Consider the following 18,264-nt stretch of genomic DNA (forward strand, 5'->3'; position numbering starts at 1 on the left):
ATTTAAGGAAGGAAAGATTTTTAATTTATCTTATATAAAAAAATCTTTCTTCATTGATGCTCACATGCTTAATATTTTTATCAGTTTTGAAAACATTGTTTCCGTCTTCGTCAAAGACCATCATTTTATAAATTGAAGTACTGTCTTTATCAAAAATAATGCAAAGATATCCGTGATTGTTGATGATGCGTTTTACTTGTCCGCCGGGATTTAAGGAGTCGTTCTCTCCTAATTTAAACAGCTCAAGACCTTTTGATTCTTCTGTAGTATAATAAACTATGTTATTAAGAACCGTAAAGTCACTGACCTTAAAATCAGTCAGTCTTTCTGCAGCACTTCCCTCAACATGGGTATTAGATTGATATAAATAGCCATCTATATCCATAAAATAAATAATGTCATAGTTATATATAAACTTCTTTGCTGATTCTTCACATAATCTGACAGTTTCACCTGTATTAATATTGACTTTATATATTCCACTTGTTGAATTTTTATTTTCAAACTCATATGCCATAATATATATGGTATCGCCTGTCAATACGAGGTATTCATTGGGACTTATGGCCCCTGAACTGTACTTGAAGGTTCCGTAATGATACTTAGGGTCGCCTATTGGTCGGTACGCCTCCTCACCGCTGAGTTTTATCGCTAAATTGTTAGGGAAGGGAGGAGCCCATTGGTCAATCCGAACGGCAGCGTAGCCCATATCTATTTTGTGAGAATAGCCCTGATCGAAAATTTCATTTGTACCGTCCTCGTTAATAATTATTTCATAATCAGTACCCATAGAAGCGCCGCCTTGATGATATGACAGCCTTACTTTTTCATCGATTGTTGTAAGATTTGCCATTACATAAGTTTCACCGTCACCATAGGTCCATAACGGCAATTCATATACAGCTTTTCTTTGAGAAGGATTGCTGGTGGGTGATTGATAAATAACTCCTTTTTCACCTTCATAATAGAAATAGTCTCCGGAAACGGTAAAAGCACTGTCGTAAAAGCTGTCTCTTTCGACCACAGGCAATTTTACCTCTTTAATATTTACTTTTCGGGTGTAGGTATTGCTTATTTCAAGACCGTCACTTTTTGAAAAATTGTAATTCCATTCAAATTCGTCAACTGCAAATCTCCATGTTAAAGGGAAATAAGTGACGTTTCTGAACAATAACAGCGGATACTGCTCCTTGCTGTTGTCTATAACCTTGCCGTTGACCTCAACCTTAAAGCTTGGAATAGAAGCGGTATATTTTTCTTTGTTGACTGCAGAATATGTATCCATATAGGTGCCAATTTCACTACTTCTGTTAATTTTTAGACCACTGATATTATCCCACTTCGTCTCAAGACCTAAAAATCTGCTGTCGTGATACGTCATGGGGAAATATGTAATGTTCTTGTAAACTATTAAAGGATATTCCTTGTTCTTGTTGTCAATTTCAATGCCATTTATTCTGACGTCAAATTCAGGCAGTGTTACATTTACAGATTCAGCGCCAAAAGCATTAATCGATAAAAGTACTGATAATATTAAAACTATAAATAATATTCTCACCTTGTTTTTCATACTCACAACCTCCGTTTTTATATAAATAATTAGACGTTTTTATTGCATGGATTGTTTCAGTATTTTATATTTTTTGTTACATTTTATAATAGATTTGGTATTAGAGCAAGATTAGGCATATCGCTTCCCATGATTCCAAAAGGTATATCGAAGAAAAAACGAATTGCATGTATATAATTAAAGGGTTGAAAATACGGATATCTAAACGGAAGAAACCTGACAATACAGATTTTTTTAGAAGTGTATGTTTTGTTAATGATGTTGTTTAGACTACTGATGACGCTGCACAATCCGATATAATTGATCATTTAAGTAAATAAAATTACTAAATTTTTTTACTGTTGAGATTCTGCAATAAACCTTTTCTCAACAGTTTTAATTGTCCTACTCTGATGTCAACGACATTTTATCTTTATTCCTATCGTTTGCATCCTTAATTTTCAAAAGCTCAATATATTTTTCAAGTTGTTTTTTACTTTCCTCACTAAGTGAGTTATAATCATTTAATAATTTCTCAGGATTTCGTATATTACTTTTACATAAAAGATAGTCAATTGACACATTAAAATAACCTGACAAAATATCTAATGTTTTTGTGTCAGGATCTCTTTTTCCCGTCTCATAAAAGCTTATTGATTGTTGGGATGTATTTAGAAGCTTTGCCAAATCATTTTGTGAAATATTTTTTTCTAATCTTAATTCTTTAATCCTGTTCAAAAAAACACCCCCTTGTTACATTATAGTTAAATAGTATTATTTTTCATAACAAAATAATGTTTTAACAACAACTTGACATACAACTTATTGTAGTATAAAATTAATACAACCTAATGTTGTAAATGAAGACGAATTATGGTTAAAAATGAATAATGGTATTGAAAAAATCGCTCTTTCATTATTTGAAATAGAAGTAGAAAACAAATGTATGATAAATAACATTTGGGTATTGTTTAAATAATATCAACTCCGATGTTATTATCAAATATAAAGGATTTATGTAAAGAGAATACAATACTATGGAGGTAAGACAATGATAAGAAAATCATTATCGTTATTGTTAATATTCGCAATGATATTTTCAATAGCGATGCCTGTAAATGCTTTTGCGATAACTAAAGATTATGCAGGACATTGGGCGGAGGAAACAATTAATACATGGCTGAATAAGGGATATGTATCAGGGTATCCTGACGGCTCGTTTAAGCCGGAAGGTTCAGTGACAAGGGCTGAATTTATAACGATGGTGAATAAGCTGTTCAGTTATAGCGAAATATCAGATATCAGCTTTACAGATGTAAACTTAGAAGATTGGTATTATAAAGAGGTTCAAAAATCAGTCAAAGCTGGATATATATCGGGATTGTCGGAAACAAAATTTGCTCCTGATGAAAAATTAACAAGAGAGCAGGCAGCTGTGATAATTTCAAAAATAATGGAGCTTCAAGGCAAAAGTGCCGGAGCTGATATATTTACCGATAAAAATGAGATATCAGGCTGGGCTCTTGAATATGTGGGGGCTTCAGCAAATGCCCAGATAATCAAGGGATATGATGCGGACAATACATTCAGACCGCAAAATCCAATAAAGAGGGCAGAAGCTATATCAATGTTAGACCGAATTGTGGAAAGTACGGAATCAGCAGATTTAATAATTGATAAAGCAGGAACAGTTGTAGAAAATAAAACCTACAACAATATCCATATAACAAATAAGGTTGGAAATGGTGAAGTTACGCTTAAAAATGTAACCGTAACAGGTGAACTGCTTGTTGAAGGCGGAGGAGAAAACTCAATAATTATTGAAAATTCAACAATAAATGTATTGGTAACAAACAAGAAAGACGGGAAGGTAAGAATATTAGCAACAGGTAGTACCGAGGTTTACTATACCTCTGTTTTATCAGGAGTGACATTAGAACAGGACGAATTGACAGGAAAAGGTTTTGAACAGGTGGTAGTAGATGAGGACGCAAATGAAAATCAGACAATAACCGTAAATGCTGATTTGGGTGAATTATCAATAAATGCTAAGGTTAAAATTAACATTAAATCAGGTGAAATAGAAGAAATAGTTATTGCTAAAGATGCTGAAGGTGCGTCAATAAACCTTGGGAACAGTGCAAAGGCTTTATTGATAACAGTGAATGCGAAGGTATCATTTACAGGAGTAGGAACGATAATAACTGCAGAAATAAATGCCAGTGAAGTTACATTCGAAAAGAAGCCTGAAAATACAGACGTAGCTCCCGGTGTAAAGGCACCTGAGATTAAGACTCCGTCATCCGGCGGCGGTGGTTCAAGTGGTCCAAGCGGTCCATCACAGCAAGTTCTAAATATAGAAATAACACTAAGTGACAGTTTAGTACACGCAAATGAAACAGATTTTTATCCATATATTCAGACAATCAGCCTCAACAATCAGACAATATATAATGATAAAGAAGGAAGACAAGATCTCGATGAAATTATATCTATGCTTAAGGAGCAGGGTATAACATTAAAATTCAAATCTGATGATACAAGTATTGTTTCAATAGATGAAACAACAGGAAAGATGACAGGTAAAGCTGTAGGAGAAACAATTATTACAGTTACAGCTTCAAAATCCGGATATAATAATAAAGCATTTGATTTTGATGTGGAAGTAATAATTCCGGTTAATGAGGTTGAGATTTCAGCAACAACAACTTCAACGGGAATAGGTGGAAAAGTGCAATTAGAAGCAGTTATTTCTCCGAAAGACGCCACATACAAGGATGTTGCTTGGGAATCAAGTGATGATAAGATAGCAGCTGTAGATGCTAAGGGCTTAGTAACTGGTGTATCAACAGGTTCAGCCATTATCACGGTTACTACAAAAGAAGGAAGAAAGACAGATTCAGTTGTAATTGAAGTAAAAGAATCTAAAGAACCAGAAACGCCGGATATACCAGTTAGTGGTATTACTATAAATGAGGCTGACCAGGAATTAGAAGTTGGAGAAAAGCTTCAATTAACAATCAAGATTGAACCTGAAGACGCTACAAATCAAGATGTAACCTGGGAATCAAGTGATGATACTATAGCAACAGTGAGTGCAAATGGATTAGTAACAGCAGTTACTGAAGGTGAAGCTACTATTACTGTAACTACAGAGGATGGTAATAAGATGTATAGTGTTGTTATTGCTGTGGTAGTAGAAGAGCCGCAAGACCCAGAAGAACTAACAGCAACTATTGACGAAATTACTGGTGATAGCAATACATTAAGCGGAACATTCAATAAGCCAGTATTTGTTGATGGAGTAGCATTAGGCTCAGTAAATGTATCTAACGATACAGGAAAAATAGCATTTATAGATAAGCTATTTAATGCACCAACTGATTTATCAACTTACATGGATGCTGACAAGGTAGAAATAGTCTTAACCGATACCAGTGTAAGTGTAACAATTAAAGATGGTGCAATAAGCGAAGAATTATTTAAAACTCTTGACGGAGATGGCAACGGTATTTGGAGAATGGATATAGAACTAAACAAAGACAATTTTATAGATGCTGATAATCAAACAGTGGTAGAAGTACCAGAAGCTTTCAAGATTAAGTTCTTTGTACCATCTGCTAATGGTATAGCTGATTATTCAGTTCCAGTAAAAGCAGTATTCCAAACCCAAGACCAAAGAGATGCTGAAGGAGATGGCGTAGTAGCTCCAGAAGCACTAACAGTAGCTATTGATGAAGTTACTGGAAGTAGCAACACACTAAAAGGCATATTTAATAAATCAGTATTTGTTGATGGAGTGGCATTAGATTTAATAAATGTTGAGACATCAGAAGATAAAATAGCATTCTTAGACCAGCTATTCAATGCACCAGTTGATTTAACTGAGGTTGTGAATGCAGATAACATAACAATCAATCTTACAGATAGAAGTGTAGAAGTAATTGTTAACGACGATGTGATTAAACGAGACTTGTTTAAGGCTTTAGACACTTCTACAACTGGTGGAACTGATATCTGGTCAGGCAATGACGATGGCATCTATAGAATGGATATAGAACTTGAAGAGGGTAACTTTAAAGATATTCATGGTAATTATATTGAGGCAATAGAAGGAGAAGAACAATTTAAACTAAAATTCTCTTCATTATCGTCTGGTATGGTCAATTATGATGCACCAATAAAGGCAGTATTCCAAACTCAAGCGCAAAGAGATGCAGAAGTTGCGGTGGACACAGGTATTTCAATTTCTGTAGATAGAGAAAAAGCTACTGCAGAAAAAGCAACAATTGAATTTTCATCGACAAGAACATTTGGAACATCAGAAACTAAGTATACAAGTGATATGTATACTAAAAATGGAACCTATATGCTTTTAAGACTTTACAAAGTTGATGGAGAAAGTGAAGAGGCAGTATTTTTCAATACAGTATATGACGGTCTTACAATAAGCAGTGGATTAGGCGCTGGCTTGAAGTTTGGAGATCATGGAACTGGCACGGGGAGATTAGGCGCTGATTTTGGACTTGGTACACATAGCGGGACAAAATTGTTCAGTGATGCAAGCATAAAGAATTCAACTGTTAAAGGGGCTCTTATCTATGATGTGAAAACTTCTGATGATGATGTATTCGGTTTATGGCTACCTGCAGGGTCGATTAATCTTACAGTAGAAGCTAACTTGAAAACAACTGAAAAAGTAGCAGGAAACTATAAGATGGTATTAGAAGCATATGAATCAGCATATAAATTGAATGAAGAAGGAAATCAATGGGTAAAATATTCTGATACAGAAGAGTTGCCATTACTTGAAAGTGTGGATATCATTACATTCACTGTAGAATAGTAAGTTGTAGTAGAGGTAATTTAATAATACGAGTATGCGCCAGACCTTTAATTTATTAATAGACATCCTATTATGAGCATTAAAACAAAGTCCTCGTGGGAAGTCAAGTAATAAAGCTTTCTCGCGAGGACTTTTCTTTATAGCCGGCAAAAACTTATTAAGAGAAGGTGTGACAAAAAATAGAATCGAGACAGCTATGGAAATGCTCAAAAGAGGCTTAGACATAGAGTTAGTCAGCGAGGTAACAAAACTTTCAAAAGAAGAAATAAAAAAACTGCTTGATAGAATCAACGGTCAAAACAAGTAAAACATGAGCCGGTTTTGGAGAATAGATCTAAAACCGGCGCTTTTTCTCTCAGGTCGCCTTTTATATCAAATGCATCTGCAGCAATTATATCATCCATTATATCTTTAATTTAAACATGTTGATTTGGAGTGTTTTCTCTGTTAATATATATTAAATAAAGATGCTATCAATTTTTACTGATCGAAAGGTGACGAAATGCTAAATTTTTTAAGGCAAGAAGGAATCAGCGAGAAGCTGATTAAGGAAATTGAAGATTTCAGAAAACAATACGAGGTTAATCCGGGTTACGATTACAGGATTCCAAAACCAAAATATAATTACTACGGAAAAGAAATATGGGAGCAGGCAATAACTGCTATACTTTGCGGAGAAAATTTGCTGCTTGTAGGTTCTAAGGCAACCGGAAAAAATGTCCTTGCAGAAAATCTTGCCTGTGTTTTCGGCAGACCAAGCTGGGATATATCATTTCATATAAATACCGATTCAACCTCCTTAATAGGTACGGATACCTTTGAAAACGGACAGGTTGTATTCAGAAACGGTCCGATTTATGAATGTGCTAAATACGGTGGATTTGGTATATTGGATGAAATAAATATGGCTAAAAATGATTCGGTGGCAGTGCTTCATGCAACACTTGATTACAGAAGAATTATTGATGTGCCGGGATATGATAAAATCAGATTAAATGATGCGGTAAGATTTATTGCAACAATGAATTACGGCTATGCCGGCACCAGAGAATTGAATGAGGCTCTGACATCAAGGTTTATGGTTATTGCCATGCCAAATGTTACATCTGAAAATTTAATGAAAATTTTGACTAAGGAATTTCCTGGACTTAATGAAAAATATCTTGAACAGTTCACGGAATTTTTCCAGGAGCTGAAGCTGAAAAGCGATAATTCGGAAATATCAACTAAATCAGTTGATTTAAGGGGACTGTTGTCTTCCATACATTTGATGGAAAAGGGACTTGAGCCCGTCAGAGCTTTACAGATGGGTATAGTAAACAAATCCTTTGATGAATTTGAGCGCAAATTAGTTGAGGATGTTATAAAGCTGAGAATACCTGATAATATAGACAGAGGAGAAATTTTTACTTACTAATGGCACATCAAATCAATGAGAAAAAGAGAGCCCATAATATAATTTGGAATGCTTCCGAGGATTATTCCTTTGAACCGGACTACAAGGTATTTAACGAAGAAGGTAAAGCTGATATATATTCAAATTATATTATTGGAGCAGTAAGAAAATATTATGATTATTATAAGCTCCGGGAATTCTTTAAACACTTGAGAATTGATTCAGATTATGAATTTTATGAGGAGCTTTTTTGGCTTGGATTAGAAAATTCTACATTTGAAAAAGGGAAAATTGAACGACCGGCTTTATTAAATTTGAGAGAAAACTATGCGAGAAAAGTCTTGTTGAGGGAAGTACCGGATATTACAGATGCGATTTTAAAAGAAATTAAAAAAGCGCATTACCAAAAAGTTATTGGAGAGATACCAAAAACAGAGGACAGGCTTTTAAGGATACTGGGTGAGCTTGAATTTGATGCATATATGGATACTGACGAAATTATATCCAAGATGAAGGAAATATTAGAAAATTATTTTAGATTCAATTACGGTCAATATGAAAAATCATTTAAAAAACATGTGGAAAGTAAAGATGAAGCTAAGAATATACTTAACCATTACGAAAAGATGACAGAAAAATCAGACGACGGCAACCCATTAATGAAAGATATGGAGATCGAATCGGCTGAAACGACTAGATACGTCTATTTCGAGCAGGATGAAGACAAAAAGGATATTAAAATAAAGTTATATAATCTGAACAACAGAAAGGTCGATACGGACAGAAGATATATAGAAAAATATTATGGGAGTTCAGCCTTACCCGAGCACAAAACCATTGCCTTTGAAAAAGCCTTATGTACAGGTAATCATAAAAATAATCACCTTCACTTTACACGCGGAGAGTATGATTCTGCGATAGTTGATGCAGATACCGAATATATAAAAAGAGTTGCTTTGGAGAAAAGAGAAGCAAATATTACCTTTTATCACGATAATTATGCAAGAAATCTGCAAAGTATAATAAAATTAACAAATAAAATCAGAAATACGATGATGATGAATTTTGAGCAATCTGTTTTAAAATCGAAGGAAGGCAAACTGGTTCCAAATAAAATCTGGAGAAATATTTATGTAAATGACAACAATATTTTTTCCAGAGAGCTGAAAAATGACTTAGGAAATATATCTGTGGATATTCTGCTTGACGCATCTGCTTCTCAAGGTGAGAGACAGGAGATAATTGCATCACAGGGATTTATTATTGCTGAAAGCTTAACCCGCTGTCAAATACCGGTGAAGGTGTATTCCTTCAGCAGCTTAAGAACCTATACGGTTATAAATTTACTTCGTGATTATGAAGAAAATGACAGGAATGATAAAATATTTAATTACAGAACCTCCGGGTGTAATCGTGACGGATTAGCTGTAAGGACGGCTCTTCATATGATGGAAAACAATCAAAGTGAACATAAAATACTCATAGTTCTTTCGGACTGCAAGCCAAATGACATTGAAGCTAATCCGGGAACAGGAATAATCCCGTCCCATATTGAATATTCAGGTGTTAAGGGTGTAAGCGATACCGCAATGGAGGTTAAAAAGGGCATATTCAAAGGAAATACTGTTCTTTGTGTTTTCACCGGTGATGATGATGATTTGCTTTCCGCAAAAAAAATTTACGGTCATAATTTTGTCAGAATTAACTCGTTAAACAGATTTGCGGATATGGTGGGATTGCTGTTGCAAAATCAGCTTAAGAATTTATAATATAAATATTTCACCAGAACATTGTAAATACTTTATCGAATTATTGATTGACAAATATATTTAGTCAAGATAAACTAATCAATGTGTTTTATTAAATATTTTTGAAAGGTGTGATTAAATGAGAGATTGTGACTTGGCTATGGAACTTTTAGAGAAGGAAAAACTTACATTGGCAATAGTCAAGGATGGTAAATTAATTTTTAAAAGTTATGAAAAAGGGATTAAGCCCTTATATACAGCTTATGAAGAGCTTGTAGAACTAAACGGATCAAGTGTAGCAGACAGAGTTACAGGAAGAGCAGCTGCCATGCTTTGCATACATGCAGGTATAAAAGAATTAAAGACTAAACTTATATCTGATAATGCTATAAATGTATTAAAGGAATCAAATATAAAATTTGAGTATGATGAATGTACTCCATATATAAAAAACCGTGACAAAACGGGGATGTGCCCTGTTGAAACACTATCATTAAAGGCTCATAACATTAATGACTTGATACATATGATAAAAAGCTTTTTAGAAAGTATAAAAAAAGGAAATTGAATATGAAAATAGCTGTAGTAGATGGAATGGGCGGAGGAATCGGATGTCAAGCAATTGAAAGACTGAAGTCTTTGAATAACAATAATATAGAAATTGTTGCGCTTGGAACGAATTCACAAGCTACTTCCAATATGTTAAAATCCGGAGCCCATGAAGGAGCCACCGGAGAAAATGCAATTGTATGGATGAGCAAAAAGGTAGATATAATAATTGGACCATTAGCAATTATTGCAGCAAATTCCATGATGGGAGAGATTAGCCCCAAAATGTCAGAAGCAATTGCAAGCAGTCATGCAAGGAAGCTGTTACTCCCGGTAAGCAAATGCAATATTGAAGTAATAGGACTTGAACAGCTGCAATTTAAAATAATATTTAATGAACTTACCAATACAATTAAAAGAATATTAGATGAACAATAACCATGAAGGTTTACTTAAAACAAAAGCTTTATGGTTATTTATTTTTATCAAAATCAGGAGGAATAATAAATAATGAAAAATAAAATAACAACAAGAGAAATAATTTTAAGCGGTTTATTATTAGCCACGGGTATATTATTGCCAATGGTATTTCATATATTTAGTTTGACAGGTCCAATAGCTTTGCCCATGCATATTCCTGTATTAATCGGTGGATTTTTGTTGTCACCGCAATTAGCATTGCTGTTAGGAGTTATGACACCAGTTATCAGCGGGCTTCTGACAGGAATGCCTGTAATGTTTCCGATGTCTATAATAATGGCATTCGAATTAGGGACTTACGGATTAGTAATTGCTATAGCTACAAGAAAATTTAAGTTATCAATTATTCCGTCGCTAATTATTGCTATGATATCAGGACGTATAATGGCAGGATTGACAGTTGCTGCATTAGTACAGTTGTTTGCAGTTAAAATGAATCCTGTAATGTTTGTAAAAGGTGCAATAATTACAGGTATTCCGGGTATTATTATCCAACTTATCTTTATCCCATCTTTAATATATGCATTAAAAGCATATTTGAAAAAAACATCAGCAAATGCTTAACTAAAAAAATAAATTAACGCGCCTATAGAGAACCTTGTTCTTTATAGGCATTTTTTAATAAAACGCCTTGACAAAATTGTATACAATTAGTATTATTGGTGTACAATGATATATTTGCGAATAAGTAAAGATGCTGAAATTATATTCAATTATACTATGTTTAGGGAATGATAAAATAATAAAGTAATTGTAGATGTACCGGAAGAAACTCTGACACAAATGAAAGAAATTGCAGCTCCTGTTTATAATAGTATAAAAGAAACTTGTGCACCATCTGTTTATGAAGCATTCTTTAATGCAGTTGAAAAACATAAAGCTAATTAATAAATAAATAAATTATAATAAAAATCAGGAGGAGTATAATGGATATATTTTCTTTAAAAGGTAAAACAGCAATTGTTGTTGGTGGAAGTAAAGGACTATGTAAAGGAATTGCAACCGGATTTTCACAAGCAGGTGCTGATGTAGTTCTTGTCAGCAGAAAGCAAAACGAGCTTGATGCAGCAGCTATTGATATATCTAATAAGACAGGAGGAGTTGTTAAAGGTATATCTGCTGACATTACTTCCGTTGAAGGCTGCAAAGAACTTGTTGACAAGGTAGCAGAAGAATTCGGACATGTTGATATCTTGCTTAACGGTGCGGGTTTAAATATTAGAAAGCCTATTATTGAATATTTAGAAGAGGATTGGGACAAGGTGATGGATGTCCAGCTTAAATATGTATTCTTTATGGGTCAGGCAGTTGCTAAACATATGATAGAAAAAAATATCAAAGGAAAAATTATCAACATCGGTTCTTTAAATAGTGAATTGGGATTAAAGAATATGGTTGCATATGTAGCTGCTAAAGGCGGAATAAAGCAAATGACTAAAGCCATGGCTCATGAATTAGCACAATACGGAATCAGTGTAAATGCTATAGGACCAGGTTATTTTGAAACAGAAATGACAAAACCTATATTTGAAAATCCTGATAATATAAGAAGATTTAAAGAGAGAATACCGTTTGGAAGAACAGGATTTCCCGAAGATTTAATAGGTACTGCAGTATTTTTGGCATCAACGGCTTCTGATTATATAGTCGGACAAACAATTTATGTAGATGGTGGATACTTAATAAATTAATATTATGATAAAACAATATTAATAAATGTGCTTATAGAGAGTTCTCTATAAGCTTTTTTTATGACAGGACTAAAAAATCGCAATATTTCGTTTGTAAATTATGAATATTGACTTTAGTATTTAAGGGCAATATAATATATATGGTGTATTGTTTTCTTTACGCATTGATACGGTAAATATAGTTCATTTTGTGTATTTGATATTATAGAAATTAAGAAAGGGGTGATTTTAATTGTATATAAATAAAAATTTACAAGAAATAGCATATAACTATTTAATGGAAAAAATAATGGAAGAAGTTTTCGATAATGATGAAATTTATTCAGAAGAAAAAATAGCTCAGGAACTGGGTATCTCAAGAACACCTGTCAGGGCTGCACTTCAAAGGCTTAATCATGATAATTACATAGATATTATTCCGTATAGAGGTTTTAAGCTTCATCAGACTACTATTAGTGATATAATTCAATCCTTTCAATTAAGATGTGCCATCGAAGGATATTGCTGCTCATACATAGCCAAAAAATACAATACAGAAAAAGCATCAAGAACATTAAATGAACTGACAGAAATATTAAACAAACAAAAAAATATATTAGAAAATAACAGAAGCTTGTATGAAAAGGATGGAGCGTATACCGGTAAAAGGGAAGATATTAATTTAAATGAATTCTTGGAATTTGATGTATTATTTCATAAAACTATAGTTGAATTTGCTGAAAATCAAGTGTTTAATTCAACATTTAACAGCTATGTAAGTACAATAAAATTTCTTGCTCGTTCGTATTATAAGTCAGTTATACCAATAACTATAGACGAGCATTACAATATTCTTTCATCAATGTTAAAGGGTGATGTTAATAATAGCTACAATTCCTTGGTAAACCATATGATTACACCTACAAAGTTATATTTAAAGAAGTTTAATGCGGATTTAGACTTTTTCTAATACTGCATAATTCATGTTATTTTCGTACAAGCAGTATCACACTTTACTGCATAGCTTAGTTTTCGTAAGCAAAATTCAAAAATACCAGTAAGGTCATGCAGTTGCAGGACTTCACTGGTTTATTATTTCTCCTTAAACCACCCCTGCAAGGCTATATTTAAATAAGTTTATTAAGTATTTAGAACTTCACGAAACTATTTGTATACAATTCACATCAATTGCATACGATTAGTTTTATTATGATTTTTAGCAAACGTATACTTGATTTCCTAATGGTATTGTAGTATACTACTACTCGTAATTAGTTTTATTAATTTTTATTTTAAGGAGGTTAATTATTTTGGACTTTAAAGGAAAAATAGCTGTTGTTACAGGAGGTGCTTCTGGTATCGGCAAATCATGTTGTTTAAGCTTAGCTGAAAAAGGAGCCACTGTAATTGCTGTTGACCGCAACGAAAATGGTGCAAAAGCTGTTGCGGATGAAATTAAGCAAAAAGGAGGTAATGCTGAAGGCCTAAGTTTAGATATAGTTAATATTGCGCAAATTAAAGTGATTGTAGATTATATCGAAAATAAATATTCAAGAATAGATATCCTGATAAATTGCGCAGGTATTACAGATGTAATAACAATTGAGGATATTACAGAAACGGAATGGGACAGAATGCTGGAAATTGACTTAAAAGGTCCATTCTTTGTAAGTCAGGCTGTTATTAATGTTATGAAGAAAAACAATTTTGGAAAAATTGTTAATTTAGGCTCGGTAGCGGGTGAGGTTGGAGGAATTGTAGTCGGAGCTAACTATGTAGCAGCTAAAGCGGGTATTATCGGTCTGACCAAGTCTCTGGCAAAATCAGCAGCTAAATATGGTATAAATGTAAATACTGTATCTCCCGGCTTTATTGATACTGAAATGACAAAAGATTTAAATCAAGATGTCAGAATGGTTCCTTTGGGCAGAAAAGGTACTTCAGAGGAAGTATCAGATGTTATTTTATTCTTATGTTCTGATTATGCTCGATATTTAACAGGCGTTAATCTTGATGTTAACGGCGGTCTTCACATGAATTAATAAGTTTAGGAAAACGTTAAGTATTAAAAAAATAAAAACGAGGATAGAAAAAGGAGATTAAAATGAAAAAGAAATTAGCATTAATTTTAGCTGTTGCTTTATGTTTAGGTTTATTTGTTGGTTGTTCAAGTAAAGATGCGAATGCTCCTAAAGAAGAAGTTTTAGAAATTAAGGTAGGTCATGGTACGGCTGAAACTACAGCATTGCATCAAGGCTGGTTAAAATTTAAAGAGCTTGTTGAACAAAAATCTGACGGAAAGATGACAGTAAAAATATTCCCTAATCAGCAATTAGGCGGAGACAGAGAACTTATTGAAGCTGTTCAATTAGGCAATGTTACTATGACCAGTCCTTCTACAGCTCCTTTAGCAGCTTTTGACCCTGCATTTTTTGTATTAGATATTCCTTTCTTGTTTTCAGACAGAGATATGGTTTATGAGGTGCTTGACAGTCAAGTTGGAGAAAGCTTGCTAGATACTTTAAAAGAATACAATATAAAAGGTCTTGGTTATTGGGAAAATGGATTCAGAAACTTTACAAACAGTAAGCTTCCTGTAAGATCACCACAAGAATTATCAGGTATAAAAGTCAGAACAATGGAAAATGAAATACATATGAAAGCATGGTCGTTACTGGGTGCTAACCCTACTCCTATGGCTTTCGGAGAACTTTATACAGCGCTTCAGCAAAAAACAGTTGATGCACAGGAAAATCCGTTTGAATTAATTTATGCAACAAAATTCCATGAAGTACAAAAATATATTACTAAAACTCAACATATATATTCAGCGTATATTCCCCTTATGAATAATGAATTTTTCAACAATTTATCCAGTGAATATCAACAAATCATAATGGATTCAATTAAAGAAGCAACAGCAGAACAAAGACAAATAGCAGGTAAAAATGATGTAGAATTTGAAGAAAAAATGAGAAGCACTAATGAAGTTATCGATTTATCCGGTGATGAGAAACAAGCTTTCAGAAATGAAATGGCACCTGTTCTTGATTTGGTTAAAACAAAAGCAGGAGAAGATATGGTTAGTGCTTTCACCGAGGCTACAGGTTATTAAGTGGGGGTTTACCCCACTTAAAACATAGAGAAGGAGTTACACTGTATGAAAATACTAAAATTTATAGATGATAATTTAGAAAAAATTATTTTAGTTATTTTGCTGGGTGCATCAAGTGTCATTATCGGTTTACAAGTATTTATGAGATACGTATTGCAATCATCATTATCATGGTCAGAGGAAATTGCAAGGTATATGTTTGTATGGTTAACGTATATAGGTATCAGTTATGGAGTAAAAGCCGACAGGCATATAAAGGTTGATGCAGCAATGTATATGTTTCCTAAAAAGATGAGAAAATACATATCTTTAATTGGTGATATTTTATTTTTAGCTTTCGCAGTAATAATTGTGGTTACCTCATATGGAGTAAGCGGTAAGATTATTATGAGCGGACAAACTTCTCCGGCTGTAGGTTTACCTATGGGTCTTGTATATTTAGCACCATTTGTAGGATTTGCAATGGTTAGCTTAAGATTAGTACAGAATATCATTAAACATATCAATTTATTGAAAGGAGAAGATATTCAATGTCATCATTAATTCTTTTTGGTTCGTTCGTTATATTTCTTATTTTAAATACACCGGTGGGAATAGCTTTAGGGATTGCTTCAATATGCACCATACTTTACAGCGGTGACTTGTTAGTTTCTTATCTTTCCCAGAGCTTAGTTACAGCAACAGATTCCTTTCCGTTAATGGCGATACCCTTTTTTATCTTAGCAGGAGATTTAATGGGTAAGGGGGGAATTTCAAAACGATTAATTGATGTTGCCAGTGTTTTCGTCGGAAGGTATACAGGCGGATTAGCAATAGTGACAATAATCGTATGTATGTTCTTTGCGGCTATTTCAGGCTCAGGTCCTGCAACTGTGGCGGCAATAGGCGGCATTATGATACCTGCTATGATTAATAAGGGATATGATAAAAACTTTTCAAGCGGATTGAATGCTACGGCAGGAAGTATAGGAGTTATTATACCCCCTAGTATACCGATGGTAATGTATGGAGTATCTACAAGCGTGTCAATAAGCACGATGTTTCTTGCCGGTTTTGTTCCGGGAGCTTTAATAGGTACAATTCTTATAGCCTACAGTTATATTACATCAAAAAAGATGGGATATAAAGGAGATCAGGTTATATACAGTGCAAGAGAAAAATGGAATGCAGTTTACGAAGCAAAGTGGTCATTGTTAGTTCCTGTCATAATATTAGGAGGAATATACGGTGGGATATTTACTCCGACGGAGGCAGCAGCAGTAGCGGTAATATATGGTTTTGTTGTGGGAGTATTCGTACATAAAGATCTTAAGCTGTCAGAATTGCCTGAAGTTATAGCCAGTTCAGCTTTAACGACTGCAACGGTTATGATAATAGTGGGAACAGCAACAACCTTCGGGAGAATATTAACACTTGAGCAAATTCCTATTATGATAGCAAATGCTATTTCTTCGTTCTCAAGCAATCCATATGTAGTACTGTTTCTGATAAACATATTACTTTTATTTGTAGGATGTTTTATGGATACGACTGCTGCAATTATTATACTATCACCGATATTGCTTCCTGTAGCTTTAGCTATCGGAGTTGATCCAATACATTTTGGTATAATAATGGTTACAAATCTTGCAATAGGATTTATTACCCCTCCATTGGGAGTTAACTTATTTGTTGCATGCGGAGTTGCAAAGTCACCATTAGAGGATGTAGTAAAAGGCGTAATACCATTTTTCATCTGTATGCTTGTGGCATTAGCATTAATAACGGTTTTCCCTGAAATTTCTCTGACTTTACCGAGACTGTACGGTAAATAGTTTAGTTTTTAAAATAAGTTTAAGGAGTGTTTAAATGAAAGCTGTTGTAAAGGTTAAACGCGGAAAAAACAATATAGAAATTCATGAAGTAGAAAAACCTCTTTGCCAGGATAATGAGGTGTTAATTAATATTAAAGCTATAGGTGTATGTGGGACGGATTATCACATTTATACGGATGAGTATGATACTGTGCCTCCTTTAATCATTGGTCATGAATTTAGCGGAGTTATTGCCGAAGTAGGTAAAAATGTCAAGGGTTTTAATGTCGGAGAACGGGTAATAAGTGAATTAAGCGTTCAAAGCTGTGGTGTTTGCAGGTATTGCAAAACAGGAAATCCGCAGATTTGCTTAGATAAAAAAGCACCGGGAACTCATATTAATGGTGTTTATACCGAATATATCAATATGCCTGCTGCACTTGTCCATAAAATATCTGATAACATATCTTTTGAAGAAGCTGCTGTGATTGAACCGGCAGCTATAGTTGCCCATAGTTTATTGCAAAGAACTAAAATAGAGCCTGAAGATTTTGTAGTAGTTATAGGGCCGGGACCTATAGGATTATTAGCTATACAAATGGCAAAGATTCAAGGTGCAAGAAAGGTTGCAATAGTTGGAACGGATATAGATAAAGATTCAAGATTAAAGATAGCTGAGGGTTTAGGCTGTGATTATATAATCAATGCCTCTGCAGAAGATCCTGCGGATATAATTTATGAGCTGACTGAAGGACTCGGAGCAGATGTTGTTGTAGAGTGCTCAGGTTCTACACCGGGTATTAATTCAGGAATTAATATGCTCAGAAAGCAAGGAAGAATGTGTGTAATCGGAATACCCGGTCCTGAAAAAATACATATTGAATGGAAGAAGGCTGTGATAAAGGCTCTGAATATAGTATGTACATTCAGCTCTTCACCTCTTAGCTGGAATTGGGTCATATCAATGCTTGATAGGAAAGCATTGAATTTAGACAGCATTATAAGTCACAAAGAGCCTTTAGAAAGATATGAATATATTTTTGAAGAAATTTCTAAAGGTAATGTAATTAAAGCTGTACTTTTGCCTTAAAATTTTATATAATATTTAAATTAGTATT

The 18,264-nt window shown here is 33.8% G+C and carries 16 protein-coding genes; 14 read left to right on the forward strand and 2 right to left on the reverse strand.

The window, feature by feature from the left end:
* Positions 1–25 precede the first annotated feature (25 nt).
* Both HZF24_RS01150 and HZF24_RS01155 read right to left on the reverse strand, forming a co-directional pair.
* Positions 26–1,570 (reverse strand): DUF5050 domain-containing protein, encoded by a 1,545-nt coding sequence (locus HZF24_RS01150; RefSeq protein WP_179236421.1) that lies wholly within the window; start codon positions 1,568–1,570, stop codon positions 26–28.
* A gap of 384 nt (positions 1,571–1,954) precedes the next feature.
* A complete protein-coding gene (locus tag HZF24_RS01155; RefSeq protein WP_179236422.1) occupies positions 1,955–2,287 on the reverse strand; it encodes a helix-turn-helix domain-containing protein in 333 nt (110 codons plus the stop codon).
* A 313-nt stretch (positions 2,288–2,600) separates the two neighbouring features.
* On the opposite strand from HZF24_RS01155, the gene HZF24_RS01160 reads away from it, so the two are divergent.
* From HZF24_RS01160 to HZF24_RS01225, 14 genes are all read left to right on the forward strand, one after another.
* Positions 2,601–6,395, forward strand: a complete 3,795-nt coding sequence (locus HZF24_RS01160; RefSeq protein ID WP_179236423.1) for an Ig-like domain-containing protein — start codon at positions 2,601–2,603, stop codon at positions 6,393–6,395.
* 169 nt (positions 6,396–6,564) lie between these two features.
* Positions 6,565–6,702 (forward strand): hypothetical protein, encoded by a 138-nt coding sequence (locus HZF24_RS01165; RefSeq protein WP_179236424.1) that lies wholly within the window; start codon positions 6,565–6,567, stop codon positions 6,700–6,702.
* Positions 6,703–6,897: 195 nt separating this feature from the next.
* Complete coding sequence (locus HZF24_RS01170; protein ID WP_179236425.1) at positions 6,898–7,812, forward strand: AAA family ATPase; 915 nt, start codon at positions 6,898–6,900, stop codon at positions 7,810–7,812.
* Positions 7,812–9,560: a vWA domain-containing protein gene (locus tag HZF24_RS01175; RefSeq protein WP_179236426.1), complete on the forward strand. Its 1,749-nt coding sequence runs from the start codon at positions 7,812–7,814 to the stop codon at positions 9,558–9,560. Before HZF24_RS01170 ends, HZF24_RS01175 begins: the two co-directional genes overlap by 1 nt.
* A 118-nt stretch (positions 9,561–9,678) precedes the next feature.
* Positions 9,679–10,107: a DUF1893 domain-containing protein gene (locus HZF24_RS01180; RefSeq protein ID WP_179236427.1), complete on the forward strand. Its 429-nt coding sequence runs from the start codon at positions 9,679–9,681 to the stop codon at positions 10,105–10,107.
* A 2-nt stretch (positions 10,108–10,109) separates the two neighbouring features.
* On the forward strand, positions 10,110–10,526 hold the full coding sequence (locus HZF24_RS01185) for a DUF3842 family protein (RefSeq protein ID WP_179236428.1): 417 nt from the start codon (positions 10,110–10,112) through the stop codon (positions 10,524–10,526).
* A 72-nt stretch (positions 10,527–10,598) separates the two neighbouring features.
* Entirely contained in the window at positions 10,599–11,132 is a 534-nt protein-coding gene (locus HZF24_RS01190) for an ECF transporter S component (protein WP_179236429.1), read from the forward strand.
* A gap of 362 nt (positions 11,133–11,494) precedes the next feature.
* Positions 11,495–12,259 (forward strand): glucose 1-dehydrogenase, encoded by a 765-nt coding sequence (locus HZF24_RS01195; protein WP_179236430.1) that lies wholly within the window; start codon positions 11,495–11,497, stop codon positions 12,257–12,259.
* 232 nt (positions 12,260–12,491) lie between these two features.
* Positions 12,492–13,208 carry a GntR family transcriptional regulator gene (locus tag HZF24_RS01200; protein WP_179236431.1) on the forward strand — a complete coding sequence of 239 codons (717 nt, stop codon included), beginning with the start codon at positions 12,492–12,494 and terminating at the stop codon, positions 13,206–13,208.
* 340 nt (positions 13,209–13,548) lie between these two features.
* A complete protein-coding gene (locus HZF24_RS01205; RefSeq protein ID WP_179236432.1) occupies positions 13,549–14,280 on the forward strand; it encodes an SDR family NAD(P)-dependent oxidoreductase in 732 nt (243 codons plus the stop codon).
* 62 nt (positions 14,281–14,342) lie between these two features.
* A complete protein-coding gene (locus tag HZF24_RS01210; protein ID WP_179236433.1) occupies positions 14,343–15,353 on the forward strand; it encodes a DctP family TRAP transporter solute-binding subunit in 1,011 nt (336 codons plus the stop codon).
* Positions 15,354–15,398: 45 nt separating this feature from the next.
* Positions 15,399–15,896: a TRAP transporter small permease gene (locus tag HZF24_RS01215; RefSeq protein ID WP_179236434.1), complete on the forward strand. Its 498-nt coding sequence runs from the start codon at positions 15,399–15,401 to the stop codon at positions 15,894–15,896.
* Positions 15,884–17,167, forward strand: coding sequence for a TRAP transporter large permease (locus HZF24_RS01220; RefSeq protein ID WP_179236435.1), 1,284 nt, complete (start codon positions 15,884–15,886; stop codon positions 17,165–17,167). The genes HZF24_RS01215 and HZF24_RS01220 overlap by 13 nt, the downstream gene beginning before the upstream one ends.
* Before the next feature lie 34 nt (positions 17,168–17,201).
* Complete coding sequence (locus tag HZF24_RS01225; RefSeq protein ID WP_179236436.1) at positions 17,202–18,236, forward strand: zinc-dependent alcohol dehydrogenase; 1,035 nt, start codon at positions 17,202–17,204, stop codon at positions 18,234–18,236.
* The last annotated feature ends 28 nt before the right edge of the window (positions 18,237–18,264 follow it).

It is taken from the genome of Sedimentibacter hydroxybenzoicus DSM 7310, assembly GCF_013403245.1.
GTDB classification, from domain to species: domain Bacteria; phylum Bacillota; class Clostridia; order Tissierellales; family Sedimentibacteraceae; genus Sedimentibacter; species Sedimentibacter hydroxybenzoicus.